The sequence below is a fragment of the Methylomonas sp. BW4-1 genome (assembly GCF_052474385.1).
Window position 1 is genome coordinate 5,331,523 of record NZ_CP184125.1, and the last position, 24,967, is coordinate 5,356,489.

A 24,967-nucleotide genomic window follows, 5' to 3' on the forward strand; every position below is an offset into this window, starting at 1 on the left:
CCCCTTTCTTTTCGCTCCGCTGGACAACGACGATTACGCGGCAATGAACATAAGCAACAGCAATGCTGGTGATTCCGGCAAAAGCTTCACAGAAAACTTCTTGGGCCTATTGGTTGATCAGGGCCTGATCGATGCCGAAAAACTGAAATACGCCTTGCGGGTGCAAGGCAAACTGGAGTCGCCAAAGCCGATTTTGTTGGTGCTTTGCGATCTGGGTTATGTCACCCACAACCAACTGGTCGAGTTGTTTCGTAACCACCCGGTCAAAGTCAAGTTAGGCCTGTTCCTGGTGGAGTTCGGGTATATCACCAACACCGACCTGGATTTGGCGCTGGCCGAGCAACGGCAAAAAGCAGGGCGCAAACGCCTGGGCGAAATTCTGGTGGAACGTAATCTGATATCAGAAATGAAAATGCTCGAGGTTTTGGCGGACCTGATGGGCATTTCGGTTATCGATTTAAGTACTGCTGTGATCGATCAGACGCTGATGACCAAGCCGATGTTGAAGTCCGCCAATAAGCATTGTTTTTTGCCTATCGAAAAACAAATGGACGGCGTATTGGTGGCTTTCGGCGACCCGCTGGATCAAAACGCCATCGAGATGGCCCGGCACGTCTTGGGCGCCGAGATCATTCCGGCGGTGGGGCGATATTCGCAGATCATGCGTTTTCTGCTCAATTACGAGCGTAATACCGGCGCCGAAAAAGTAGCCGTCGGCGAGCAGTCGGCCGTCGCGGTTGCCAACCGGATCTTTGAAGACGCGATACGCCAGGGAGCCAGCGATATACACATCGAACCGTTGGAGCATAAGGTCCGGGTGAGGCAACGGATCGACGGCGTAATGGTGCACTATCGGGACTTTCCGGTCGAAATTGCCCAGGCCCTGATTAGTAGGATTAAAGTGATGGCCGGTGCCGATATTGCCGAAAAGCGCCGGCATCAAGACGGTCGGGTCATGTTTGAGCAGGCCAGCAGCAATCGCGTGATCGACATGCGCGCTTCGTTTTTCAGTACCATCAACGGCGAAAAAATCGTCTTGCGGCTATTGAACCGCAAGACAGAATTGCTGGACATTCACGAAGTGGGCATGGCGCCCTTGATGCTGGAACGCTTTGTTCAAGATTCGCTGGACGTGCCGACCGGCGTTGTCATTATCACCGGACCGACCGGTTCCGGTAAAACCACGACGCTTTATAGCGCAGTGGATTACCTGAACGCTCCGGAAGTCAGCATTGTTACCGCCGAAGACCCGGTCGAATACGTGATTGACGGCGTCGCGCAATGTTCGATCAATCCGAAGATCAATCTGACTTACGAAGAAACCCTGCGCCACATCGTGCGCCAGGACCCGGACATCATCGTGCTCGGCGAAATTCGCGACAAGTTTTCCGCGGATACCGCGATCCAGGCGGCCCTGACCGGCCACAAAGTGTTGACCACATTTCACACCGAGGACAGCATCGGCGGCCTGCTGCGGCTGCTGAACATGGAAATCGAGGCCTTTTTGATTTCTTCGACTGTAGTTTCGGTAGTCGCCCAGCGCCTGTTGCGCCGAGTGTGCCGGCATTGTGCCGAACCGTTCAAGCCCGATCCGGCTTTGCTGCGCCGGCTGAATGTGACGCCGGATGACATTGCCGGTGCTCAATTTTTGTTGGGCAAGGGCTGCGAAAAGTGCCGTTTTACCGGATACTCCGGCCGGGTATGCGTGTTCGAGCTATTGTCGATGAACGAATTGGTCAAAGATGCGATATTGCAGCGCAAAACCTCCTACGAAATCCGGAGGGTGAGCTTGGAGACGGCGGGCTTGGTTACCCTGCTAGAGGATGGTTTGGTGAAAGCCGCCGCCGGTGCTACCTCGCTACAGGAAGTGATCCGCAATCTGCCGCGTTTTGGAAAACCCCGCCCTTTATACGAACTGCGCCGCTTGTTGGGCAGTCGATGAGCCAATAATACAATCCAATCTTATGAGTGAAAAATCGCTTTCCGAATTGATAGACGAGGCCATTACCTCGGGAGCCAGTGCCTTACCGGTATTTCCGCGGGCAGTAACCGAGCTGCGTTTGGCCTTGCAAGACGAAAATCGCTCGCTGGACGCGATTGCCAAGCAATTGGCGATGGACGCCAGTTTAGCCAGCCAAATTTTGCGCGTTGCCAACTCGTCATTCTATGCCGGCTTGGGATCAATCAACACCGTCAAGGATGCTCTGGTCCGCTTGGGTTTGCCGCGCATCGTCCAGATTGCCACTTTGGTTGCGCAGAAAGGCTTGTTTGCGGCAAAAGATGCCGCCACTCAGCAATACATGGTCAAACTTTGGCAGCATAGCGTTGCGGTGGCCTTGGGCGCCGAATGGCTGGCCAAGCGTTTATCGTTCCAGACGATAGCGGAAGAAGCCTTCATGGCCGGCCTGTTTCACGACATTGGCGAACTGTTGCTGCTGCGCTGCTTGGAAGACCTGGCGGCTAAGGACCTCAATCTAAATTTACCTGCCGATTTGCAGCGAGAACTGATCATCCGCCAGCACGAGAGCAAAGGCGCATGGTTGCTGCAAGAATGGAATTTACCGGAAACCTATCGTAAGGTTGCCGCCAACCATCATCAGCCGGCCACCGAACATACCGGCACAGTGGAATTGTTGGTGCGCGTAGCCGACATGGTCGCCTACAAGCTGGGTATCGCGCCGCGGCCGCAGCCTGATCTAGTGATCTCCAGCAGCGAGGAAGCCGGCCGGCTCGGCCTGTCGGAGATTATGCTGGCCGAGCTGGAAATCGCGCTGGAAGATTCGCTGGCCTTGTCTGCCTGACACGCCAACCCCGTTCATACACCTGCGATGCAGGGCAACCCTGTTGCTACCGATTCCAACCGGCTCGACTAATTGCCTTCGCTAAAACGCGAGGCTTTGCTTTAGAATGGCCGTCAGCCGGCATGGCCGCTTTCCCAAACTTTGCATAACCACGTTGGAACAATGACCATCGAATTTCTGATCAATTTTCTGATTCTGTTGCTCGGCACTCTGGCCGCCGGGTTTTTGGCATACCGCTCGTTTCAAAAGCGCCGGATCCAGCTCGGAGCGGAACCGACCTTGCCGCAGTACTTTATCCGGCGCAGTACATACTGGAGCGGGATTGTCCTTTACTGCTCGTTGATGGCTGGATTGTTTTTATTGCTGACTTGGCAATGGCTGCCGCTGGAGCCGTTGGTAACGCTGATCGTTAGTCATTTACGCGCCGGTGAGCTGGTGAATCTGCTCTACGGTCTGGATGGTAACAAACTGTTCCCGCTAATTGCTGCCGGCATCATGCTGTTTTTCGTCGCTTGGGAAAGCCCATTTAATCCGTTGTTGATTTTACGGGACAGCATTCACGACGCCTTTGCCATTCCGACCAAAGCCGTCGAAGTGTATAACGCGCTGATCAAATCCCGGCTGTCGGCGGCGGACGACAAGATAAAAGCCCAAATCGCTGATCGTCTGTTGGTGCAAAGCATCGACGCCGGCGATTTCGATAAATCCGGCGCCACGGTCGAATACAAATGGGCGCATAACAGCCTGCTGTTCGACCAGATTCAACATTACGCCGACCAATCCTCTTACCGACGCTTGTTCAGCGAGCCTTCGCTGAAATGGGGCGAGATTTGCATCTCCTATAATGCAATGTCGGAAAAGGTGAATATTTGGAAGGAAGCCGAACCGCATTACACCAAGACTGTCAACTTGCTGAAGGATTTGGACCGACTGACCGGACTGCTGTGCCGATTGCTGGCGGCGGCGGTGGTATTCGGCAGTCCCAGCGAAAACGACATGTGGGAGACGGTCAGAAAACTCGGCGGCAATGTGCACGAAGCGCGCTTGAAGCACACCTATAAATATCTGCTGATATTCGCCGCGGCGACGGCGTTTGGCGTGATTTTGGGGCGGGAAGTGTCGGTGGCGTTGCACAACGTGTTTCTGTTTCCGGACAAACCGTTACCGCACTTTAGCTATACCACCCTGCGCTGGATAGCCTATTCAATCGTCATTTACGTGGTGCCCATTACACTGGTTTTTGCTTTGCGGAGCGTCGCATTCCGCCATCAACAGGAACCTGCGGAGCAGAATTACGGCTTTTACATGGCGATCATGTTCGTCTGCTTCCTGGTTAGTACCACCATCTCGACCTTTATCTTGGAGTTAACCTTTTATCGCCGGGATGATTTTAATTTCCTGGACAGTTTCCTCGATCACGCCCGCTGGGGGATTATGCCGGCGCTGATTTGCGGTTTTGTCGCCTACCGGATGGACGCGCCGGCCAGCGAAGCCGAAGCCTTGAGCAAAACCATCCTCTCCGCTGTGCTGGGTTTTCTGGCTTGGGGTGGGATTGCGGTGATTTTCATGCTGTATGCGACGGACGATTTGGCGATTGAGAAATTGAATTTGCGGTTTACTTTGGTGGGGACGGCGTTTTTTGTGTCCGGATTGCTGGGGGCGGCGGCTCGGTTTAAGACGGCAAGTGATTGATGTTGGTTTTGTTGGTTTTGTTGGTTTGTAGGGTAGGGACGGGGTTTTGTGTCCACACGGTGGTGGAGATTATGTGTCGCTAACGCGACGGGTGTTTTATATGTCGGTTCGCGGACCGACAACCGCGATACTTTCTTTTGCTCCGCCAAAAGAAAGTATCCAAAGAAAAGGCGGCCCGGATGCCGCTTGTTTCCTGCGCGCCGGAGCTTTTATCGAGGGTCGGCAGAAGGGGCTTCCCAGCCCCTCCGCCGACGCACCGCATCCCTGCGGTGCCCCTTCGGACTGATCTCGATAAAAGCTCCGGTGCTCGGCGCGGCATACGGGAGAAACCCCGTCGCTGGCTTGAAAGGCTTTGACGATTCTTTTGGATTTAGCGGAGTAGCTCCGAATAGCGAAGCGTATTCGGAGGAACGAGGGATATTCCAAACATCGTTTGGACTATTTGCGAGATAGCGCACGCCCCAAAGATTTTGCCAATATGCGTCCGATTACGCTGCGCTAATCTGACCTTAACAACCAGATAGAAAATGGAGAAACCAGATGAGAACTCGTTTGATAGCTTTAATGCTTATTTCTTTCGCAGATTTCGCATTAGCTCAGGACAAAATTGAACGGATGAGCGCCGTAACCATGGAATCGTTTGTGCCGGATACGGTTAAGTGGAATGACGAACCGATACTCCCTAAAGGTGCCAAAAGTGCCATTGTATTAGGCGACCCAAACAAAGCAGGAGTTTTTATCGCTTTGCTGAAATTTCCCGCTAATTATCCAATCCCACCGCACATACACCCGTTTACAGAGGTAATTACCGTTCTCCGTGGCAAGCTAGGCAATGGCATGGGTGAAAAATTTGACACAAAAAAGGGTGAGGTTCTTAACGTCGGTTCAGGCTTTGTATTACCAGCCGGACACACTCATTATGTGTGGACCACTGATGAGGAAACAATCGTCGAGCTAATCGCTACTGGGCCATGGGGTATTACATATACGAATCCAGCCGATGATCCACGCAATAATAAATAACAAGTCGCCTGGACGAAGCGCAGCGGAAACGGAGTAATCAAACCATCAAAACCTCGACTTCGTTTCACCCTGTCGTCGCGATATTATTTCCTGATTAACCGAATTTTAATTCCGGGAAGGTTTTCTCCCGTATGCCGCGCCGAGCACCGGAGCTTTTGAACGGATTAGCCCGTAGGGGCGCCGCAGGGATGCGGCGCGTTGCCGAAGGGGCAGGAAGCCCCTTTCGGCGACCCCGTTCAAAAGCGAGGAGCACAGGACAAATCGGCAGGATAGCCGATTTGCATGCACCGCACCCGAAGGGCGAGGCACAGGGATGTGCCGAGTGAGCTAAGCGGCATTCGGGTGGCTTTTTCTTTGGATACTTTCTTTTGGCCACACAAAAGAAAGTATCTCGGCTGTCGGGCCGAGACCCGACATTAAAACAACCGTCGCGTTAGCGACACATAATCCCCTTCACCGCGTGGGCACAAAAAGCCGTGCCCACCCTACGCCCAGCAAGGACGACGGCCAATTCAACACCTCAAACGTTATACGGCGTAGAAATCCAATCCCTCAACACCGCCTCATCCCGCTCCGGCAAATACGCAAAATCCCCGGAAATATCCTTGTAGACTGCGTCAGCGCTGTGAGTAGACACCAACTTGCCTTTGACCATATAAAAAAACCAGGCAAACGGATAACCTGCCTGCCGGTCAAAGCGATTCAATACATTACTTAACGCGCTGCCTTTCTTGCCGGCAAAGTCTTCCAGATGCGGCAGGTTGTTTTTGTGGGTGTTGACGATTTCCACGTTGACGATTTGCTCGCCGAAGCGGCCGGTGTGCCGGTAGGGGCGGATGATCCAGTCTTCCGACATACTGTATTTTTGCCCGGCGCTGCTGCGGTTCCAGTCTTCCATGAAGCGTTGTACCGGGTGTTCGCCGGGGTGTCGCTCGTTAATCACTTCCATGAACAGCTTGACATCGGTCTTGCGCCGGTAGGTATATCTGGAATGCCCGAAGCCGAAGCTTTCGATGCAGAAGGGTTGCAGCGGGTCGATGAATTCTTCCAGGTCGTCGGGCGGATTGTTTTCGTCCACCAGCATCCGGTCCGAGACCTCGTGGGTTTTATCGATTTCGATCAGCGTAAAATCTTCGGCTTTGGTGCCGGTCTGTACCACAAAATACAGGGTTTTGCCGGTCTGCTTGGTGGCGATCAGTTTTTGTTCCAGCGTGTAATCGATCAGGGTTTGCAGGTTTTGCCCGCATTCCAGATAGGTGCGTTCCACCCATTCGATCAGATCGTTGGCGATGCGTTTGCCGTCCATATCCACCACGCCGCCCAGCCGGTACCATTCATCACCGGTCAAAGCCAGGCGGATGGGGTGGTCGGGAATTAGTGCCTGTAGTTTGCTGAGCAGCAAATCGTCGGTTTGACCGGGGATGATTTTTTTACAGCAATCGGTAATGTCTTGTCCGGCAAGATTGAGTCTTGATTCAGTCATGATCGGCTTCAGGTGTGGAGTTTGAATGTAAGCGTTGCCTTACCAGTTCGCGGACATCCGGTTCCGGATCTTCGGCGAGAGCGGCGAGTTGCGCGGGATCGACCTTTAGTGCCGCTGTGTAGCGCACGACCCAATCTTCGTCGTTTAACAGCATGGCTGCGTCTTCCGGCGCCATGCGTTCCGCGACGATGCGCCGCACATCCGGCGAACGGTCGTTAGCCATCAGCCCCAGGCTGACTTCCGGCAGCCGTTCGGCAACGCGCTTGCGTACTTGTAAGTCTTCGTCTTTGATGAAACGAAACAAGCGGCCCGGCGGTAGGCGTTTGGCGACCATCAAGCGCACGATATAGTCGGGGTCGTCAGCCAGCAACTCCAGGTGTTCCGGATCGATACGGTCCGCGACCGTCATGCGTACTTCGCGGTCCGGGTCGTCGATCAAGGCTTGTAGCTGCTGGGCCGGCAGGCGAAACGCGACGGCGCGGCGCACCACTTCGTCTTCGTCGGTGATCAGCGCCGACAAGGCTTTTAGCGGTGCGTAGCGCACGGCGATGGCCCGGCGTTCCCAGAACGGGTCTTGCAAATAAAGTGTGGCGTAGGCCGGATTGACCCGAAAGAAACGGTCGATTTGTCGGCCGCTATTGATGAACACGCAAGTATCGCCGGGCATGCACCGGCCCATCAGCAGGGTTTTCCCGCGGAACGGGCAGAGGCTGCAATCGGCGACGGGCAGAGTAACAGGGCTGTCTTGTTCCGCCATATTATCGTCTTATTCGGGAATAACTTCGGCGATCACAATGCCCGAGGCATTTTCGTAATTATCGGTAATGCGTAAGCAATGTTCGCGGCCATCGACCAAGTACAGATTGAATCCCGCGCCTTCCAATAACGGTTCATTGTTGGGCAGGTCGTCGTCCATGCAATAGGTGAAATGGACGCCGGGGTATTCGCCGCGCAGTCCACTGACGACGGTTTCGTTCAAGGCTTGGCCGTTAATTTTCTCGGCTATGGTTTGCAGTTGCTCTGGACTAATCATCGCTAGGATTCCTGTTCGAAACAAACGCGCTGCACGGGCTGGATGCCCATCGATTTAGCCAGCCACGGCGGCGGGGCATGCGCTAAAACGATTTGCAGTTGTTTGATTATTTGAGTGATGGCTTCGCCCTGGTCGGCTTTAACCGGATGAATGCCGTATTTGATAAGTTTTGCCGCCGCCGGGCCGCCGATAGAAGCAATATACAACACTCGGCAATCGGCGATCAGTTCTGCGCGATACACATTCTTATCGTCATGCTGCCGTTGCGCGTCGCTATCGATGCTGCGCACATCGACGAGCCGGGCGTCGTCCGCGGCAATCTGATAAATCAAAAACTGCCGGCACGAGCCAAAATGCCCGCTGATTAACTGCGGATCGTCGCTGCCGATGGCAATTCGGATCGAGCTGGCGGATGCAATTGTCTGGCAGGGATCGGCTATCGGCGCGGGCTCCTCGCTGTTTTGCAGAATGCGCAACGATTCACGGATACTATCGGCGTTGGCCACAATGCCGAAATTGTTCAAGGCTTGCTGGAACTGGGCTTTGCCGAGTTCGGCCAGGTTTTTGTCGTTTAATGCTGTGCCTATACAGGCACGCAGCACGGAGATAAACAGTTTGGGAGGGGTATCGGGCAGGGCGCAGAGCCGCCAGCCCGATGCGCAGTGCCAGTTCCCGGGTTAAGGTAGACTGGCTCATGGCGTCAAGCCACTAAAGGCAGAATGCAGTTGTCGATTGGGCAAACCTTGACGCATTGCGGTTCGTCGTAATCGCCATTGCATTCCGTGCAAGTTTTTTTGTTGATTTCAAAAACAATTGCCCCTTCCTTGATGGAGTCGGTAGGGCACACCGGCAGGCAATCGCCGCAGGAGATGCATTCTTCGGCAACAATATACAGAGACATGGCTTTATTCCTCCGATAATCGTTTAGCTTGCAAAGTTGTTGGGATTTTAGGCGGAGGTGACAGCGGATCAAAGTAATATTTGGATCCGTCACCCAAAACCACTTCACCGCCCCATTTATCGGCGCTGTCAAATTCTAAGGATTCGATGGTTTCTTCAAGGTCTTTTTTAGCGATGTAGAACAGCAATTTGCCGTCTTCGCGTTTCCTGAGCATGACGCTAGGCATTGGGATTCTCCAGACAAGTGTAGGTCGGGTTACGCCTGTGCTGTAACCCGACACGATATGATTGACTGGTGGGCGCCTGAATCGGTGCCCACCCTACGCTTAACGAATCAAGTCGTAGTTGTAGTCAGTGGTTCCCATACCTTTGGTTTCTTTGTCCAACTGCTCCAACAAGGCGTTAACGATGGTGGTCAACATGTACATGCCGCCTTCGTAGCCCAATGTGGTCATACGGTGCAAGTGGTGACGATCGAAGATGGGGAAGCCGATACGGATCAACGGTACTTCGAACTCTTCGCCTTTGTAGAAGGTGTCACGTTGGATAAATTTGCCGTAGGAGTTACCGATCATGAAGTCCGGTTTGTTGGTGAACATCAATGAACGGAAGTGCCACAAATCCTTGCCGATATGTACCGTCGCTTCCTGGCCGTAAGGCGAGGCTTTCAACACTTCTTCAACCGCTTTTTTGTAGCGTTTGTTGGCGTGGTTGACTAACACGTCTGTTACCTCGGCGCCCATTTCCAACAGGAATTTGGTCATACCCAGAGCAAAGTCGGCGTCGCCGTACAAGGCAAATTTTTTGCCGTGTAACCAAGCGTGCGAGTCGGTCATCATGTCCACATAACGGCCTCGTTCCACTTCCAGCGATTTTGGAATCGGTTTGCCGGTCAGTTCGGAGATTTTCATCAGGAACTGGTCGGTCCATTCCAAGCCCATCGGGATGTTCAATTTCGGCGCGTCGTGTTTCCAGCTAGTTTCAACGAATTTTTTGGTTTTTTCCAACTGCCAAGGTTGCAGCAACACGGTAGTGATCGCGTTAGGCGCATCTTTGACTTCGTCGATCGTGGTGCCGCCGGCATACATGTTGAAGTGGCCGTCAGCTGGGGTATCCAACACTTCGGTAGGATCGCTCAACAAAGTGTGGTCGACGCCCATCTCGTTCAACATCCGGTGAATGACGCGGAAGTTGCCCAAATAGGTTTCAAAGCCGGGGACTAAGTTGATTTTGTTGTTACTGCCAACTTCGTATTTACCTTCAGGCAACATACCTTTTTCAAGGGTGAAGTAGCGGGCAATGCCTTCGAACATGTTGTCCCAACCGGTGGTGTGGCTACCGACGAAGCTAGGCGTATGCGCAAATGGTACAGGGTAGTCTTGATCGACGTGGCCTTCTTTTTTAGCGTTGTTGATGAATGCGTTCAAGTCGTCGCCGATAACTTCCGCCATACAGGTGGTTGATACTGCAATCATGGTCGGTTTGTACAAGGCTTTGGCGTTTTCCAAACCAGCAAACATGTTTTTCTGACCGCCGAATACCGCCGCGTCTTCAGTCATCGAGTCGGACACGCAAGAGATAGGCTCTTTGAAATGACGGTTGAAGTAAGTCCGGAAGTAAGCCACGCAGCCTTGCGAACCGTGCACATAAGGCATGGTTTTTTCGAAGCCCAGTGCGCAAAGTACCGCGCCAAGAGGTTGGCAAGCTTTGGCAGGGTTAACCGTGATCGCTTCACGTTGGAAGTTCAGTTCTTGGTATTCCTTGGTAGTCGTCCATTGGAACACTTCATCAATGGTGTCTTGTGGATGACGTTCTTCGTACTGTTCGCGTTTGTTGGCCAAGCTTTCCTTGTACTCGTCATTTCTGAATAAAGGATAACTGGGTTCTATTTTATCGACATTTTGGCTCATGATAATCTCCTAACGCGCCACTAATCTGTGGTCCGGCGTTGATTGGATTTTGCCGGGAATGAAATCCCGACCGACATTTTGGCACCTGGTAGGGTGGGCAGTTTGCCCACCTTTCCGGGAGTTAAGATGGGCAATGCCCACCCTACGGATTACGCAACCGCTTTAACGGGTTCGCTCTCTGTAGCCTCGGTTTTCCAAGGCGCTTTGAAGCTTTTCCAGCAAGGGTTGTTGATGGTCATGTCCATATCGCGGGCGAAGATGGCGAAACCGTCGTAGCCGTGATAAGGGCCTGAGTAATCCCAGGAGTGCATTTGGCGGAAAGGCACGCCCATTTTTTGGAAAATGTATTTTTCCTTGATACCGGAGCCGACCAAGTCAGGTTGAACTTTTTTCACGAACTCTTCGAATTCGTAGCCGGTGACGTCGTCATACAACAAGGTCGCGTTGCCCATTTCTTTAATGGTGCGGTCGTAGTCGTCGTTGTGACCGAACTCGTAACCGGTACCGACCACTTCCATGCCCAAATCTTCATAGGCACCGATCACGTGGCGAGGACGCAGACCGCCGATGTACAACATTACCCGTTTGCCTTCCAGGCGAGGTTTGTATTTAGCGATAACGGCATCGTATTCGGCTTTGTAGCGTTCGATGACGCGCTCAGCACCTTCTTTGATAGTGTCATCGAAGTGAGCGGCGATTCTGCGCAAAGACTCGGCGATTTTGGTCGGGCCAAAGAAGTTGTACTCGATCCAAGGGATGTTGTACTTTTCTTCCATGTGGCGCGCGATGTAGTTCATCGAACGGTAGCAGTGAATCAGGTTCAGTTTCACTTTTGGGGTTTTTTCGATCTCGGCAATGGTACCGTCGCCAGACCATTGAGCGACCACGCGCAGACCCATTTCTTCCAACAAGGTACGTGAAGCCCAAGCATCACCACCAATGTTGTAGTCGCCGATCACGGCTACGTCGTAAGGGGTGGTTGGGAAGCTTTCATCGCCGTCGCGGTTTTCCAATACCCAGTCGCGAATCGCGTCGTTAGCGATATGGTGACCCAAAGATTGAGAGACACCACGGAAACCTTCGCAACGTACTGGCACGATGGTTTTGTTGTACTCTTTGTTTTTAACTTTAGAAACCGCTTCGATGTCGTCGCCGATCAAACCGATTGGGCACTCTGATTGAATGGAGATGCCTTTATTGAGCGGGAACAAGGTTTCGATTTCGTCGATACATTTGGCCAGTTTTTTATCACCGCCGAATACGATGTCTTTCTCGGTAAAATCCGAAGTAAAGTTCATGGTACCGAAGGTGTTGACGCCTGTAGTACCTACATAGTAGTTACGGCGACCGGCACGGGAATATTGACCACAGCCAACCGGGCCGTGTGAAATATGGATCATGTCCTTAATAGGACCCCAAACCACCCCTTTGGAACCCGCGTAGGCGCAACCACGAATGGTCATTACGCCGGGCAGGGATTTACGGTTGGAAGTGATACATTTGTTTGATTTTTCCAAGCTTTGATCGTTGATGGCCAAATGTTTGGCGCGATCAGCTTTAGCTTTTTCGGGATAGACTTCCAGCACTTCTTGAATAAGCGCTTCGGTCTCTTCTCTTGTCATGGCTGCCATGATGAAATCCTCCTGGTAGTCCTGGGTAATCCCCCACAGACTTGTTAGGAACTATGCGAAAGCAGGTTGGACAGGCTAACAGCCGGCCCAACCTACATACTGATTAAGCTTCGGCTGCTGCGGTTACACCGACAACGCTTTCGTCAACTTCTTCCATGACGCCGAATTCCATCAACAAGTCTTCCAACTCGTCCATAGTGATTGGAGTTGGGATCACCAAGTTGGTGTTGTTGATGATTTTTTGCGCCAAGTCGCGATACTCTTGTGCTTGTTTCGCGGTTGGTTCGTACTCGATTACTGTCATACGACGGATTTCGGCACGTTGGACAACGTTGTCACGTGGTACGAAGTGAATCATGTGTGTGCCCATTCTGGCAGCCAATTGCATGATCAGTTCGTCTTCGCGAGCGGTGTTACGGCTGTTGCAGATCAAACCGGCCAAACGCACGCCGCCTGAGTTAGCATATTTCACGATACCTTTAGCGATGTTGTTGGCAGCATACATAGCCATCATTTCGCCTGAGCATACGATGTAAATTTCTTGGGCTTTGTTTTCACGAATTGGCATCGCGAAACCACCGCACACCACGTCACCCAATACGTCGTAGAATACGAAGTCGAGGTCGTCGGTATAAGCACCTTCTTCTTCCAAGAAGTTGATCGCGGTGATAACACCACGGCCGGCGCAACCTACACCTGGCTCTGGACCGCCTGATTCAACGCATTTAACGTCGCGGTAACCCACTTTCAATACGTCTTCCAGTTCCAAATCTTCTACGCTACCGGCATCAGCTGCCATTTGCATGATAGAGTTTTGCGCTTTCGCATGCAGGATCAAACGAGTAGAATCGGCTTTAGGGTCGCAACCGACGATCATTACTTTTTTGCCAAGCTCTGCCAAGCCAGCAACCAGGTTTTGCGTGGTGGTAGATTTACCGATACCACCTTTACCGTAAATAGCACATTGACGTAATTTCGCCATGATCTTCTCCTCTTGAGTAGGTGTTGTTAATAACAACCTGATAATTGCAATGGCCGTGCCAAAGTTTTGATGCGTTTTAACTCATTGAAAATAAAGGATTAAAAATAATATTTCTAGCTTTTTCGATGGTCGGATTAGCAACATTCTTTGTAAGGCCTGTTATCTAACCAACATAAATCGCGGGGTTTTTATTTGGAGGCGGCGGCTAGGTGCGTATTCGCCGCGGATTTTGGCCCCGGTCCTTTAGCGATCACGCTGTGTCTTGATTTGGCTTGCCGATAACGGGAGTTTGCTGCTTTGCCCGGACGACTTCGGTGAATAATCGCCTACACTCTCTATAATTGATGCCAATCTTGGGCGCCGGGCATAAGTAGGCGTATATCCGGTTTTATCACGGGACCTGTAGGTGGCGGTTTGCAGCCAAATTTTTAGTTACTCATGCGGTATTTCTCGAATTTAATAATGATATTGTCTTTGTATGTTCTTTAAGAATTGGTGGCCTTTCCGCCGCAAGCTGAAAAATCAGGCGAAGAAGGATGATTCCTTCGATGTCAATCAGCGCATCTACACGCCGGTTAGCCAGTTGACCGTCGGCATGTATGTCATCGAACTGGACCGGCCTTGGTTGGAGAGCCCGTTCTTATTTCAAGGATTTGAACTGGAAACGGAAGCCGATATTCGCGCGGTAAAAGACGTTTGCCAATACGTCTATATCGACGCCACCCGCAAAAGAAAACGCCCGGTCCAAGCTAAAACCACTCAAGACAGTTTGCTCAGCGAGAGCAATATCGATTTTGGTGCGCCGCCACCGCCAAAGCTAAGTGTTTTCGAGAAAGAGTTTGCACGTGCCGAACATGTTCATAAAGAAGTGGGTCAGTTGGTATCCAACTTTATGGAGCGCATCGCCAATGGTGAAGGGATAGACACTCAAGCCGCCAAAGAAGCGGTCGCGCAATGCGTGAACAGTATTTTGCATTCACCGGATGCTTTTTTGTGGCTGAACCAGCTCAAGAACAAAGACAAATACACCGCACAACACAGCTTGAACGTTTGCGCCTTAGCCATTGTGTTGGGCCGCTACCTGAATTTTTCCGTAGCCAACCTCAACAATGTCGGCTTGTGCGGGATGATGCACGACATGGGCAAAATGTTGGTGCCTTTGGATATTCTGAATAAGCCCGGCAAGTTGGAACCTGAGGAGCTGGCGATTATGCGCTCGCATGCCGCTCTGGGTTACGAACTGCTCAAATCCAGCGATCAAATGTATCCAGGGGCGATAGACACGGCCTATTCTCACCACGAAACCTTGGACGGCAAAGGTTATCCCCGGCGTATCGGCGAAAGAGGGATTTCGCTCTTCACCAGAATCGTCACCATCGTGGATATGTACGATGCCATCACCAGCGACCGGGTGTATCAGAAAGGCCGGACGCATCTGGAAGCGACCAATATCCTGGCCAATATGGCCGGCTCTCAGCTGGATGAGCGTTTGGTGATCAAATTTATAGAATGTCTGGGGGTTTATCCGCCCGGCAGCATCGTCATGATGACCAACGGTTACATCGCCATTGTGGTGGAGGTGAATGAATTGCAGAAGCTGCGGCCGAAAGTCATCCTGTTGCTCGATGCCAAGAAACAGCGGATTCAGGAAAGAATCGTCAATCTAGCGGACATGCTGTTGGATGAACACGGCAAGGTGTTGACTATCAAAGGCATTGTCAAAGCCCAGGATTACAACATAGACATCAAAAAATATTACCAACAAGGCGTTTTGCAAAAGGGCTTTGCGAACGAAAAACGCTAGGGTACCCTACGAAACCGGACGTTTAGAGCAACTCTGCTAGAATAAGCAACCTGGCGATGGTCACGAAAGGGTTTGTGCGTGGGATTATCGTCCGTATGCTTTTGCTCAGCTTTGCCAAGCCAGGGCTGCAAATTTCTCGAGGCGTTTTGGAATCAAATGTACAGAAAAAACAGGGGAGGGCAAGGCTTTACGCTGATGGAGATGCTGTTGGCGGTCGCTATTATGGCGGTGTTGACGGCCATTGCGATACCTGCCTACAACGGTTATATCGATAAAAGTAAGAACGATCTGGCTATTAGCTATCTGCTAGCCATACAGACGGAAATCGAACGGTATTACACCCGCGAATTTCATTACCCGAATGCGCTTAGCGACATTACCTCGGCTCTGCCCAACAACGGCAAGGACCCCTGGGGTAGAGACTATGTCTATCTCAATATCATAGAGGGGGGGCCAGGGACCATGGGCTCAGTCCGAAAAGATCATGCGCTTAACCCCATCAACACCAAATACGATTTGTACAGCCTGGGTAAGAATGGCGTCACTAAAAAGCAGATCAGCCAGAAGGACAGTCTGGACGATATTATCCTGGCCCGAGATGGCGGTTTCGTCGGTTTGGCGGCGGATTTCTGAGAGAACCCCTTAGCAATGGAGCGCAAGCTGTCTTTTAGCCATAGCAAGGTTGCCCGCCGCATTCTGTTTTCTTTCGTGTTGGCCGCGTTGATCCCAATCGCTATATTGGGCGTCCTGTCATTCCAGCAAGTGAAGCAGCAGTTGCAAGCACAGACTGCCAAGGCATTGCAGAGAGGCTGTAAGGATTACGCCTACGGACTGGTCAGCCGTTTGTTGTTTGCCGAAAATTCTCTGCGGCTGGCGGCCTTGAAAATTCATAAATCCAACAAGGACGATAAACCTGTGGCGCTGGCCGGCGAACAATGGCTGCAAGGCCAGTTCACCGGGTTGGCGGTGCTACGTGCCGATGGTCAACCCGCCACGTTATCCCAAAACAACAAGGCAATACCGACACTGACGCCGGAAGAGCAAGCGCAGATTGAGATCGGGAAAACGTTGATTAAACCGGTGAGTGGTCAGCGGCTTGAAGACAATCGCTTGTGGATGGCTATCAATCTGGTCGAAAACTCACCGAAAGCCGGCATCCTGATGGCTGAATTGAAACCCGACTTGTTATGGAACTCCGAAACTATCGATCCCAACAATCTGTTGTGGGTGATGGCTGCCGACTCGCTACAGATATTGTTCGCGCTGGAGCAAGATTTCGATCCGTCTCCGGAACTTAGGGCGCAAGTCGCGCAAGCCAATAGCGGCCGCTTCTCGTGGCAAAGGGACGGCGAAGCCTATCTCGGAGCGTATTGGAAGCTGCCGGTCGCCACGCTATTTTTCGGTCCGGACCTGATTGTCGTGCAAAGCCTGCCTGAATCGTTGGCGTTTGCGGCAATTCGGCAATTTAGCGCGATTTACCCACCGGTGATTCTGCTGGCCGCGCTGATTGTCGTGTATTTAAGCAGTAGGTTGATTGCTAAATATCTGACTCCGCTCGAACGTTTAAAAATAGGCACTCAACGGGTTGCCGACGGCAATCTGGAATGTCGAGTAGATATTGATAGCCATGACGAATTTGAAGAGTTGGCGGATTCGTTCAACGAAATGACGCGCCGCCTGCGCAGCCAGTTCGATATTCTCGCCACCATGGCGGAAATCGACCGTCATATTCTCTCCGCCTTAAATGCCGAAGACATTATCGACACGGCGTTGAATCGCTTGCCCAGCATATTGTTTTGCGATTTGATTTCCATCGCCGCCGTCAATCCCGATACCGGTATCGCCGACGAGATTAGGGTTCGGCGCAGCGGGCACGATGCCGAAAAATTAGCCGAGCCGGTGATTCTGAACCAACAGGATGTGGCGGATTTGCTCGATATGCAAAACACCGCCATCGAGATTGACATCGCTGACCAGCGGATGTCCGAGTATTTGCAAGTGCTCGGCGTTTCCGGGGCGTGGCGCTATTTGATCGTACCCGTTCATGTGAATGGCGCATTAGCGTCGATTATTTGCTTGGGCTATCAGGCACCGAAACCGATTCCACCGGAATCGCGCAACGCCGCCATCAACTTCGGCGACCGCATCGCGGTCGCGCTGTCCAATGCCGCCTGGGAAGAGAAGCTATACCAGCACGCCCATTACGATTCCCTGACCGGCTTGCCCAATCGCTTGGTACTGCATGACAGGCTGGGGCAGGAAATTGCGCGGGCCCGGCGCGATGACGCGCAGCTGGCCGTGTTTTTTATGGACTTGGATCGCTTCAAAAACGTCAACGACTCCCTGGGACACGCGGCCGGCGACGAATTGCTGCGGCAAGCGGCGCGGATTTTTCTGAATTGCGTTAGAGCGACCGATCTGGTTGTCAGACTGGGCGGTGACGAGTTCGTCATCGTGATCGGTGAATTGCATACTCAGCATAACCCGGCGGCCTTCGTCAGCGCGGTTGCCGAGAAAGTTCTGGCTGCGCTGAAGCAACCCGTGACGGTGGCCGGATTGCCCATGACCGTGACGACCAGTATCGGGATTGCATTGTTTCCCGACGATGCCGACAACGTGCCGGATTTACTGAAGAACGCCGATGCCGCCATGTACCACGCCAAGAGCGAGGGGCGCGCCAATTTCCGGTTTTACTCGCCGGAGCTGAATGCGGCGGCATTGGAAAATATCAAGCTGGAGCAAGAACTGCGCGGTGCTATCGGCAGAAACGAACTGCTGGTGTTCTACCAACCCAAGGTGGATTGGGACGGGCACATCGTCGGCGCCGAAGCCTTGATTCGCTGGCGACACACCGAGCTGGGCATGATTTCGCCGGCTAAATTCATTCCCTTGGCCGAACAGACCAGTTTAATCGTGGAGATCAGCGATTGGGTGTTGGAGCAAACCTGTTTATGGGTAAACGCTTGCCATGCCCAAGGCCTGGGGCCCTTGCGGATTTCTGTCAATCTTTCAGCGGTTGATTTTAAACATCCGGATTTAGTCGAGAAAATCGCGGCGGTGTTGAGCAAAACCGGCACCGATCCCAAATTTATCGAATTGGAACTCACCGAATCGGTGGCTATCGGCAACATCAAGACCTGCATCGAACGCATGCACCATTTGAAAGCGCTGGGATTGACCCTGTCCATGGACGACTTCGGGACCGGTTTTTCCTCGCTGTCCTACCTAAAAGAATTGCCGTTGGATGTGCTGAAAATCGATCAATCGTTTGTCCGGCAGTTGGAAAACGACGACAGTAGCGCGGCTATCGTCCGCGCCATTCTGGCACTTGCCGACGGCTTGGGTATGGAAACCATCGCCGAGGGCGTCGAAACCGCAGCGCAACTAGAACTATTGAAACAACATCACTGCGGCCTATTTCAAGGCTATTTATTCAGCCGGCCGGTGCCTAGCGACGAATTTTTAAGCTTGTTGCAGGCCGATGCTGCCAAGCGTGGCGCAGAACTGCCGGCGATTAGTTCCAGTTAAACCAGCGGCGACCCCAGGCACTGACACCATCCAGATACAGATACACCACCGGCGTGGTGTACAAGGTCAGCAATTGACTGAAAATCAAACCGCCCACGATGGAAATCCCCAAGGGCTGGCGTAGTTCCGCGCCATAACCAGATCCCAAAGCTAATGGCAATGCGCCCAGCATCGCCGCCAGCGTGGTCATCATGATCGGCCGAAAGCGCAATAAACAGGCTTGGAAGATGGCGTCCTCGGCGCTCAGCCCTTTGTGGCGTTCGGCGTCCAAGGCAAAGTCGATCATCATGATCGCGTTCTTCTTCACTATGCCGATCAATAAAATTACTCCAATCAAGGCGATGATGCTGAACTCGGTATCGCAAGCCAGCAAGGCCAGCAAGGCGCCGACCCCGGCCGAGGGCAGGGTGGACAGTATCGTCAGCGGGTGAATATAGCTTTCGTAGAGCATGCCCAGCACGATGTAAATACTCAGCAGGGCCGCCGCGATTAACCAGGGTTGGTTGCGCAGCGACTCCTGAAAAGCCTTGGCCGAGCCCTGGAAACTGCCGCGTACAGCGGCCGGCGTGCCGAGGTCTCGCAGGGTTTGTTCAATGAATTGGGTGGCGGTGGACAGCGAGGTGCCGGGCAGCAAGTTAAAGGATATGGTGGCGGCGGCAAACTGGCCTTGATGGTTGACGGTCAGCGGCGCGTTGCTGGTCTGGAAGCTGGCCAGCGTGGCCAGCGGAATTTGGGTGCCGCTGCTGGCGCTGACGTAAAGCTGTTGCAAGGTGCGCGGGTTTTGCCAGTATTCCGGCGCCAGTTCCAGCACCACCCGGTATTGGTTCAGCGGTTTGTAAATCACCGACACCTGGCGTTGCCCAAAGGCATTGTTCAAGGCGGTATCGATGGCCGCCTGACTGACGCCCAAGCTGGCGGCTTTGTCTCTATCGACCATCAGCGATATTTGCCGGCCCTTGTCTTGTTGATTGGTGTTGACATCGGTCAGTTCCGGCCGCTTACGCAATGCCGCGACGATTTTGGGCGTCCATTCGCGCAGCAGGCTCAAGTCTTCGGATTGCAAGGCAAACTCGTACAGCGCCGCCGAGCCGCGGCCACCGATGCGCAAATCCTGCACCGGCTGCAAAAACAGGTTGGCGCCGGGTTCGTCGGCCAGTTTTTCCCGCATGCGCCGGCTGATTTCAGCCATCGGCGCGTCACGCTGTTCGGGCGGTTTGAGCACCGCAAACATCAGGCCAGAGTTGGTGTTTTGCATGCCGCCGGCAAAGCCCACCACATTGGTGACTGCCGGATCTTGCCGCAAAATATCGACAAAATCATGCAGCTTGCTTTGCATGGCCTGGAAGGAAATGCTTTGATCGGCTTGGATCGTGCCGCTGAGCCGGCCGTTGTCTTGCACCGGGAAAAACCCTTTCGGGACGATGATGTACAGGTACACGTTCAAACCGATGCAAGCCAAAAGCACTGTCAGCATCAATTTGGGATGGTGCAGGGCCCAGCTTAAACTGCGGCGATAGCCGTTTTGCAAGCGCTGGAACTGCGCTTCCAGCCAAGCCGACCCCTTGCCGGGGGTATGATTTTCCGCCGGTTCCAGCCAGCGGGCGCAGAGCATCGGCGTGACGGTTAACGATACCACCAGCGACACCAAAACCGCCGCCGACAAGGTCACCGCAAATTCCCGAAACAGCCTGCCAACGATGCCGCCCATCAAGAGTATTGGCGTGAAGACGGCGATTAGCGACAAACTCATCGCCAACACCGTAAAGCCCACCTCGCTGGCACCGCGCAGAGCCGCCTGGAACGGCGGCACGCCGTTTTCGATGTGCCGGCTGGTGTTTTCCAACACCACGATGGCGTCATCAACCACAAAGCCGGTGGCGATGGTCAATGCCATCAAGGATAAATTGTCCAAACTGTAATCGCACAAATACATCACCGCGCAGGCACCGATCAGCGATACCGGCACCGCGACGACCGGGATCAGCGTCGAGCGCAGCTGGCGCAGAAACAGCAATACCACCAGGATTACCAGCACCACCGCGATCAATAAGCTGCGTTCCACTTCATCGGCCGAGGCGCGGATGGTTTGCGAGCGGTCCGAGACTATCGATAATTCCATGGCCGCCGGCGTCAGCGCGCGCAATTGCGGCAGCATGGCTTTGACGTGTTCGACCGTGTCGATGATATTGGCGCCGGGTTGTTTATTGATGATCAATAACACCGCTGGCTGGCCGTTCTTCAGGCCGGTACTGCGCAAATCTTCCACCGAATCCACCGCCGTCCCCAGATCGGCGATGCGCACCGGCGCACCGTTGCGGTAAGCGACGATCAACGGCAGGTAATCGGCGGCGTGCTCGGCTTGGTCGTTGGCGTGAATTTGCCAATGCCGCTCGCCAGTTTCCAGCGCGCCTTTGGGGCGATTGGCGTTACTGGCGTTGATGGCTTGGGCGACCTGGTCCAGGCCGATGCCGTATTGCGCTAACGCGCCGGGATTCAGTTCCACCCGGACAGCCGGCAGGGAACTGCCGCCGACATTGACCTGGCCGATGCCTGGCAACTGGCTGATTTTCTGCGCTAATATCGTTGACGCGGCGTCGTACATTTGGCCGCGGCTGAGGCTGGTGGAGGTGAGCGCCAGAATCAGAATAGGCGAATCAGCCGGATTGACTTTGCGGTAGTTGGGCCGATTGGGCAGATTACTGGGCAGCAAACTGCTGGCGGCGTTGATCGCGGCTTGCACGTCGCGGGCCGCGCCGTCGATGTCGCGATTTAAATCAAACTGCAAGGTGATCCGAGTCGAACCCAGCGAACTGGCCGAAGTCATTTCGCTGATGCCGGCGATGCGGCCCAGCGCTCGTTCCAGCGGGGTGGCGACGGTGGCCGCCATGGTTTCCGGACTGGCGCCGGGCAGGTTGGCGGACACCGAAATGGTCGGGAAATCCACTTGCGGCAAGGGTGCGACCGGCAGTTGTAGAAAGGCGATGATGCCGGCCAATGCCACGCCCAGCGTCAGCAGCGTGGTAGCGACCGGGCGATGGATGAACAGCGCCGATATGTTCACGGCTGGCGGTCGCCGCTGTTGGCTGAAGGCGATTCGGTGGTGCCGCGCAACCGGCGAGCCAGTCGGTCCAGGCTCAAGTAAATCACCGGTGTGGTGTACAAGGTCAGTAATTGGCTGAGCAATAAACCGCCGACCATGCTGATGCCCAAGGGATGACGTAATTCCGAACCAACGCCGCTACCCAGCATCAAGGGCAGGGCGCCCAACAAAGCGGCCAGCGTGGTCATCAGAATCGGCCTAAAGCGCAGCAGGCAGGCCTGGAAAATCGCTTCGCGCGGCGGCAGGCCTTGCTTGCGCTCGGCTTCCAGTGCAAAGTCTATCATCATGATCGCGTTCTTTTTGACGATGCCGATCAGCAGCACGATGCCGATCACCGCGATGATGCCCAAATCGTTGCCGGACAACTGCAAGGCCAGCAGCGCGCCGACCCCGGCCGACGGTAGGGTGGACAGAATGGTGATGGGATGAATATAGCTCTCGTACAGCACGCCCAGCACGATATACACCGTGACGATGGCAGCCAGGATCAGCCACAGCGTGCCGCCGAGCGAGGCGTTAAACGCCAGCGCCGCGCCCTGATAATCGCTTTGCACCGCTAACGGCAAACCAATGTCCTGCTTGGCCTGTTCGATGGCTTGCATGGCGTCGCCCAAGGCGGCGCCCGCCGGCAGATTGAAGGAGATGGTGGCGGAGGGAAACTGATCCAGATGGTTGATAGCCAGCGCGGTTTGCCGTTCGGAAATACTAGCCAGGGCCGACAGCGGCACTTGGCTGCCATTGCTGGAAGGAATCCGCAGTTCTTGCAAGCCTTCCGGGCCGCTCTGCTGCTTGGGGTCTACTTCCAACACTACCCGGTACTGATTGGACTGGGTGAAAATGGTCGAGACCAGGCGCTGGCCGTAGGCATTGTATAAAGCGTTATCGATGTCGGCGGTGCTGATGCCCAGCCGGCTGGCGCTGGCGCGGTCGATTTCGATATAGGCTTGCAGGCCTCGGTCCTGAACGTCGCTGGCGGCATCGGCGATGCTGGGAATGCCGCGCATGCGCTCGACCAGGCGCTGGGTCCATCGATTCAGTTCAGCCAGATCGACGGTCTGCAAGGTAAATTGAAATTGAGTACGGCTGACCCGGTTTTCCAAGGTCATGTCCTGCACCGGTTGCAGATAGACCGAGATGCCCGGCACGTCGGCTAGGCGTGGCCGCAAGCGTTCGATCACTTTACTGGCGTTGTCGCGTTCGGCTTGCGGCTTCAGGTTTATCAGGAAGCGGCCGCTGTTCAGCGTCGGGTTGCTGCCGTCCACGCCGATAAACGACGACAGGCTGGCCACGGCCGGATCGGCCAGGATCTGTTGAGCCATGGCTTGCTGGCGTTCGGCCATCGCCGCGAAGGAAATGCTGGGCGGTGCCTCGGTAATGCCTTGAATCAGGCCGGTATCTTGGATTGGGAACAGGCCCTTGGGCATGGCCGCGTACAACAACACGGTCAACGCCAGCGTGGCGATAGCGACCAGTAGCGTCAGGCCTTGGCGCTTAAGCACCCATTCCAGGCTGCGGCCGTAAGCGGCGATGACTTTGTCGAGCAAGCTGGTGTGTTGTTCGTGGTCTGCTTCGTCGGCCCGTAACAGCCTTGCACACATCATCGGCGTCAAAGTCAGCGACACTACCGCCGAGATCAGAATCGCCACCGCCAAGGTGATGGCAAATTCGCGAAACAGACGGCCCACCACGTCGCCCATGAACAGCAGCGGAATCAACACCGCCACCAGCGAGATGGTCAAGGAGATGATGGTAAAACCGATTTGCTCCGAGCCTTTCAATGCCGCCTGCAAGGGCGACTCGCCGCGCTCGCGGTAACGGGAGATGTTTTCGATGACGACGATGGCGTCGTCCACCACAAAACCGCTGGCGATGGTCAGCGCCATCAAGGTCAGATTGTTGATACTAAAGCCGGCCAAGTGCATCACCGCAAAGGTGCCGACCAACGACAGCGGCACCGCGACTGCCGGGATTATGGTGGCCGGCAGATTGCGCAGAAACAGAAAAATCACCATCACCACCAGCGCCACGGCCAACAGTAACTCGAACTGCACATCGTGCACCGAGGCGCGGATGGTGACGGTGCGGTCGGTCAAAGGCAGCACTTCGACCGCGGCCGGCAAGGTCGCCCGCAGTTGCGGCAGCAACTTGTTGATGCGGTCCACCACCTCGATGACATTGGCGCCGGGTTGGCGTTGGATATTGACGATGACGGCGGCTTTGTCGTTGGCCCAGGCCGCCAGTTTGACGTTTTCGGCGGCGTCGACCGCGTCGGCCACTTCTGAAAGGCGTACCGGCGCGCCGTTGCGGTAAGACACCACTAAGTCGCGGTACTCAGCGGCCGAGCGTAGTTGGTCGTTATTGTCGATGATGGCCGAGCGTTGCGGGCCGTCGAACATGCCTTTGGGTTGGTTGACATTGGCGGCGGCGATGGCGTTGCGCAGGTCTTCCAGGCTCAGGCCATAGGCGGCCAGAGTTTGGTGGTTGGCTTGGATTCTGACTGCTGGCCTTTGGCCGCCGCTGATGCTGACCAGGCCGACGCCGGGCAATTGGGCGATTTTCTGCGCCAGGCGGGTATCCACCAAATCCTGGACTTTAGGCAAGGCCAGGCTGGATGACGTCACCGCCAAGGTCAAAATCGGCGTGTCCGCCGGGTTGACCTTGTTGTAAATCGGCGGCAGCGGCAGGTCTTTGGGAAGGAAGTTATTGGCGGCGTTGATGGCGGCTTGCACGGTTTGTTCGGCAATGTCCAGATCCAATGCCAGATCGAATTGCAGCGTCACCACGGACGCGCCTCCGGAGCTGGTCGAGGACATTTGCCGCAGGCCTGGCATTTGCCCGAACTGGCGTTCCAGCGGCGCGGTAATCGCCGAGGTCGTGACTTCCGGGCTGGCGCCGGGATAGAGCGTGGTGACTTGAATGGTCGGGTAATCGACTTGTGGCAATGCCGAGATCGGCAATAAGCGGTAAGTCAAAACCCCGGCCAGCAGCAGGGCCAGCATCAGCAAGGAGGTGGCGACCGGACGCAGGATAAAGTGTCGCGACGGGTTAAAGCCGGGAAGCGGGTTTTGCGCGGCGGCCAT

18 protein-coding genes are annotated in these 24,967 nt (G+C 54.3%); 7 read left to right on the forward strand and 11 right to left on the reverse strand.

The window, feature by feature from the left end; translation table 11 throughout:
• Window positions 1-43 precede the first annotated feature (43 nt).
• The 4 genes from ACH5Y9_RS24895 (at window position 44) to ACH5Y9_RS24910 (ending at window position 5,516) form a co-directional block, all read left to right on the forward strand.
• Entirely contained in the window at window positions 44-1,942 is a 1,899-nt protein-coding gene (locus ACH5Y9_RS24895; protein WP_033159070.1) for a GspE/PulE family protein, read from the forward strand.
• A gap of 22 nt (window positions 1,943-1,964) precedes the next feature.
• Complete coding sequence (locus ACH5Y9_RS24900; RefSeq protein WP_445367968.1) at window positions 1,965-2,801, forward strand: HDOD domain-containing protein; 837 nt, start codon at window positions 1,965-1,967, stop codon at window positions 2,799-2,801.
• A gap of 162 nt (window positions 2,802-2,963) precedes the next feature.
• Entirely contained in the window at window positions 2,964-4,493 is a 1,530-nt protein-coding gene (locus tag ACH5Y9_RS24905; RefSeq protein ID WP_445367969.1) for a hypothetical protein, read from the forward strand.
• Between the two features lie 540 nt (window positions 4,494-5,033).
• Window positions 5,034-5,516 carry a cupin domain-containing protein gene (locus ACH5Y9_RS24910; protein ID WP_445367970.1) on the forward strand — a complete coding sequence of 161 codons (483 nt, stop codon included), beginning with the start codon at window positions 5,034-5,036 and terminating at the stop codon, window positions 5,514-5,516.
• 520 nt (window positions 5,517-6,036) lie between these two features.
• Here ACH5Y9_RS24910 and ACH5Y9_RS24915 read toward each other — a convergent pair.
• From ACH5Y9_RS24915 to nifH, 9 genes are all read right to left on the reverse strand, one after another.
• Entirely contained in the window at window positions 6,037-6,999 is a 963-nt protein-coding gene (locus ACH5Y9_RS24915) for a hypothetical protein (protein ID WP_171697594.1), read from the reverse strand.
• Window positions 6,992-7,756 carry a 4Fe4S-binding leucine-rich repeat protein gene (locus ACH5Y9_RS24920; RefSeq protein WP_415879091.1) on the reverse strand — a complete coding sequence of 255 codons (765 nt, stop codon included), beginning with the start codon at window positions 7,754-7,756 and terminating at the stop codon, window positions 6,992-6,994. The genes ACH5Y9_RS24915 and ACH5Y9_RS24920 overlap by 8 nt, the downstream gene beginning before the upstream one ends.
• 9 nt (window positions 7,757-7,765) lie before the next feature.
• The gene (locus ACH5Y9_RS24925) at window positions 7,766-8,032 is read right to left on the reverse strand and encodes a DUF6129 family protein (protein ID WP_026603355.1); all 267 of its coding nucleotides are present in this window, start codon (window positions 8,030-8,032) and stop codon (window positions 7,766-7,768) included.
• A gap of 2 nt (window positions 8,033-8,034) precedes the next feature.
• Complete coding sequence (nifX, locus tag ACH5Y9_RS24930) at window positions 8,035-8,634, reverse strand: nitrogen fixation protein NifX (RefSeq protein WP_445367971.1); 600 nt, start codon at window positions 8,632-8,634, stop codon at window positions 8,035-8,037.
• Window positions 8,635-8,732: 98 nt separating this feature from the next.
• On the reverse strand, window positions 8,733-8,933 hold the full coding sequence (locus tag ACH5Y9_RS24935) for a 4Fe-4S binding protein (protein WP_020483289.1): 201 nt from the start codon (window positions 8,931-8,933) through the stop codon (window positions 8,733-8,735).
• A gap of 4 nt (window positions 8,934-8,937) precedes the next feature.
• Window positions 8,938-9,159, reverse strand: coding sequence for a putative nitrogen fixation protein NifT (nifT, locus tag ACH5Y9_RS24940; protein ID WP_020483288.1), 222 nt, complete (start codon window positions 9,157-9,159; stop codon window positions 8,938-8,940).
• Between the two features lie 99 nt (window positions 9,160-9,258).
• Complete coding sequence (nifK, locus tag ACH5Y9_RS24945) at window positions 9,259-10,842, reverse strand: nitrogenase molybdenum-iron protein subunit beta (RefSeq protein WP_445367972.1); 1,584 nt, start codon at window positions 10,840-10,842, stop codon at window positions 9,259-9,261.
• Between the two features lie 149 nt (window positions 10,843-10,991).
• Window positions 10,992-12,473, reverse strand: a complete 1,482-nt coding sequence (gene nifD, locus ACH5Y9_RS24950) for a nitrogenase molybdenum-iron protein alpha chain (protein WP_033159061.1) — start codon at window positions 12,471-12,473, stop codon at window positions 10,992-10,994.
• Between the two features lie 103 nt (window positions 12,474-12,576).
• Window positions 12,577-13,455 carry a nitrogenase iron protein gene (gene nifH, locus ACH5Y9_RS24955; protein WP_033159060.1) on the reverse strand — a complete coding sequence of 293 codons (879 nt, stop codon included), beginning with the start codon at window positions 13,453-13,455 and terminating at the stop codon, window positions 12,577-12,579.
• A gap of 478 nt (window positions 13,456-13,933) precedes the next feature.
• Here nifH and ACH5Y9_RS24960 point away from each other — a divergent pair, with 478 nt between their 5' ends.
• From ACH5Y9_RS24960 to ACH5Y9_RS24970, 3 genes are all read left to right on the forward strand, one after another.
• The gene (locus ACH5Y9_RS24960) at window positions 13,934-15,259 is read left to right on the forward strand and encodes an HD-GYP domain-containing protein (protein WP_445367973.1); all 1,326 of its coding nucleotides are present in this window, start codon (window positions 13,934-13,936) and stop codon (window positions 15,257-15,259) included.
• A 156-nt stretch (window positions 15,260-15,415) separates the two neighbouring features.
• Window positions 15,416-15,892, forward strand: a complete 477-nt coding sequence (locus ACH5Y9_RS24965; RefSeq protein WP_033159058.1) for a type IV pilin protein — start codon at window positions 15,416-15,418, stop codon at window positions 15,890-15,892.
• Between the two features lie 15 nt (window positions 15,893-15,907).
• Complete coding sequence (locus ACH5Y9_RS24970) at window positions 15,908-18,787, forward strand: EAL domain-containing protein (protein WP_445367974.1); 2,880 nt, start codon at window positions 15,908-15,910, stop codon at window positions 18,785-18,787.
• Here ACH5Y9_RS24970 and ACH5Y9_RS24975 read toward each other — a convergent pair.
• The gene (locus ACH5Y9_RS24975; RefSeq protein ID WP_445367975.1) at window positions 18,774-21,848 is read right to left on the reverse strand and encodes a multidrug efflux RND transporter permease subunit; all 3,075 of its coding nucleotides are present in this window, start codon (window positions 21,846-21,848) and stop codon (window positions 18,774-18,776) included. The genes ACH5Y9_RS24970 and ACH5Y9_RS24975 overlap by 14 nt on opposite strands.
• Window positions 21,845-24,967 carry an MdtB/MuxB family multidrug efflux RND transporter permease subunit gene (locus ACH5Y9_RS24980; protein WP_445367976.1) on the reverse strand — a complete coding sequence of 1,041 codons (3,123 nt, stop codon included), beginning with the start codon at window positions 24,965-24,967 and terminating at the stop codon, window positions 21,845-21,847. The genes ACH5Y9_RS24975 and ACH5Y9_RS24980 overlap by 4 nt, the downstream gene beginning before the upstream one ends.

Excerpts from the sequence above, each read along its gene's own strand:
- ACH5Y9_RS24895 (WP_033159070.1), top strand. The coding sequence starts at position 44 with ATGAACATAAGCAACAGCAATGCTGGTGATTCCGGCAAAAGCTTCACA.
- ACH5Y9_RS24900 (WP_445367968.1), top strand. The coding sequence starts at position 1,965 with ATGAGTGAAAAATCGCTTTCCGAATTGATAGACGAGGCCATTACCTCG.
- ACH5Y9_RS24905 (WP_445367969.1), top strand. The coding sequence starts at position 2,964 with ATGACCATCGAATTTCTGATCAATTTTCTGATTCTGTTGCTCGGCACT.
- ACH5Y9_RS24910 (WP_445367970.1), top strand. The coding sequence starts at position 5,034 with ATGAGAACTCGTTTGATAGCTTTAATGCTTATTTCTTTCGCAGATTTC.
- ACH5Y9_RS24915 (WP_171697594.1), bottom strand. The coding sequence starts at position 6,999 with ATGACTGAATCAAGACTCAATCTTGCCGGACAAGACATTACCGATTGC.
- ACH5Y9_RS24920 (WP_415879091.1), bottom strand. The coding sequence starts at position 7,756 with ATGGCGGAACAAGACAGCCCTGTTACTCTGCCCGTCGCCGATTGCAGC.
- ACH5Y9_RS24925 (WP_026603355.1), bottom strand. The coding sequence starts at position 8,032 with ATGATTAGTCCAGAGCAACTGCAAACCATAGCCGAGAAAATTAACGGC.
- ACH5Y9_RS24935 (WP_020483289.1), bottom strand. The coding sequence starts at position 8,933 with ATGTCTCTGTATATTGTTGCCGAAGAATGCATCTCCTGCGGCGATTGC.
- nifT (WP_020483288.1), bottom strand. The coding sequence starts at position 9,159 with ATGCCTAGCGTCATGCTCAGGAAACGCGAAGACGGCAAATTGCTGTTC.
- nifK (WP_445367972.1), bottom strand. The coding sequence starts at position 10,842 with ATGAGCCAAAATGTCGATAAAATAGAACCCAGTTATCCTTTATTCAGA.
- nifD (WP_033159061.1), bottom strand. The coding sequence starts at position 12,473 with ATGGCAGCCATGACAAGAGAAGAGACCGAAGCGCTTATTCAAGAAGTG.
- nifH (WP_033159060.1), bottom strand. The coding sequence starts at position 13,455 with ATGGCGAAATTACGTCAATGTGCTATTTACGGTAAAGGTGGTATCGGT.
- ACH5Y9_RS24960 (WP_445367973.1), top strand. The coding sequence starts at position 13,934 with ATGTTCTTTAAGAATTGGTGGCCTTTCCGCCGCAAGCTGAAAAATCAG.
- ACH5Y9_RS24965 (WP_033159058.1), top strand. The coding sequence starts at position 15,416 with ATGTACAGAAAAAACAGGGGAGGGCAAGGCTTTACGCTGATGGAGATG.
- ACH5Y9_RS24970 (WP_445367974.1), top strand. The coding sequence starts at position 15,908 with ATGGAGCGCAAGCTGTCTTTTAGCCATAGCAAGGTTGCCCGCCGCATT.
- ACH5Y9_RS24980 (WP_445367976.1), bottom strand. The coding sequence starts at position 24,967 with ATGGCCGCCGCGCAAAACCCGCTTCCCGGCTTTAACCCGTCGCGACAC.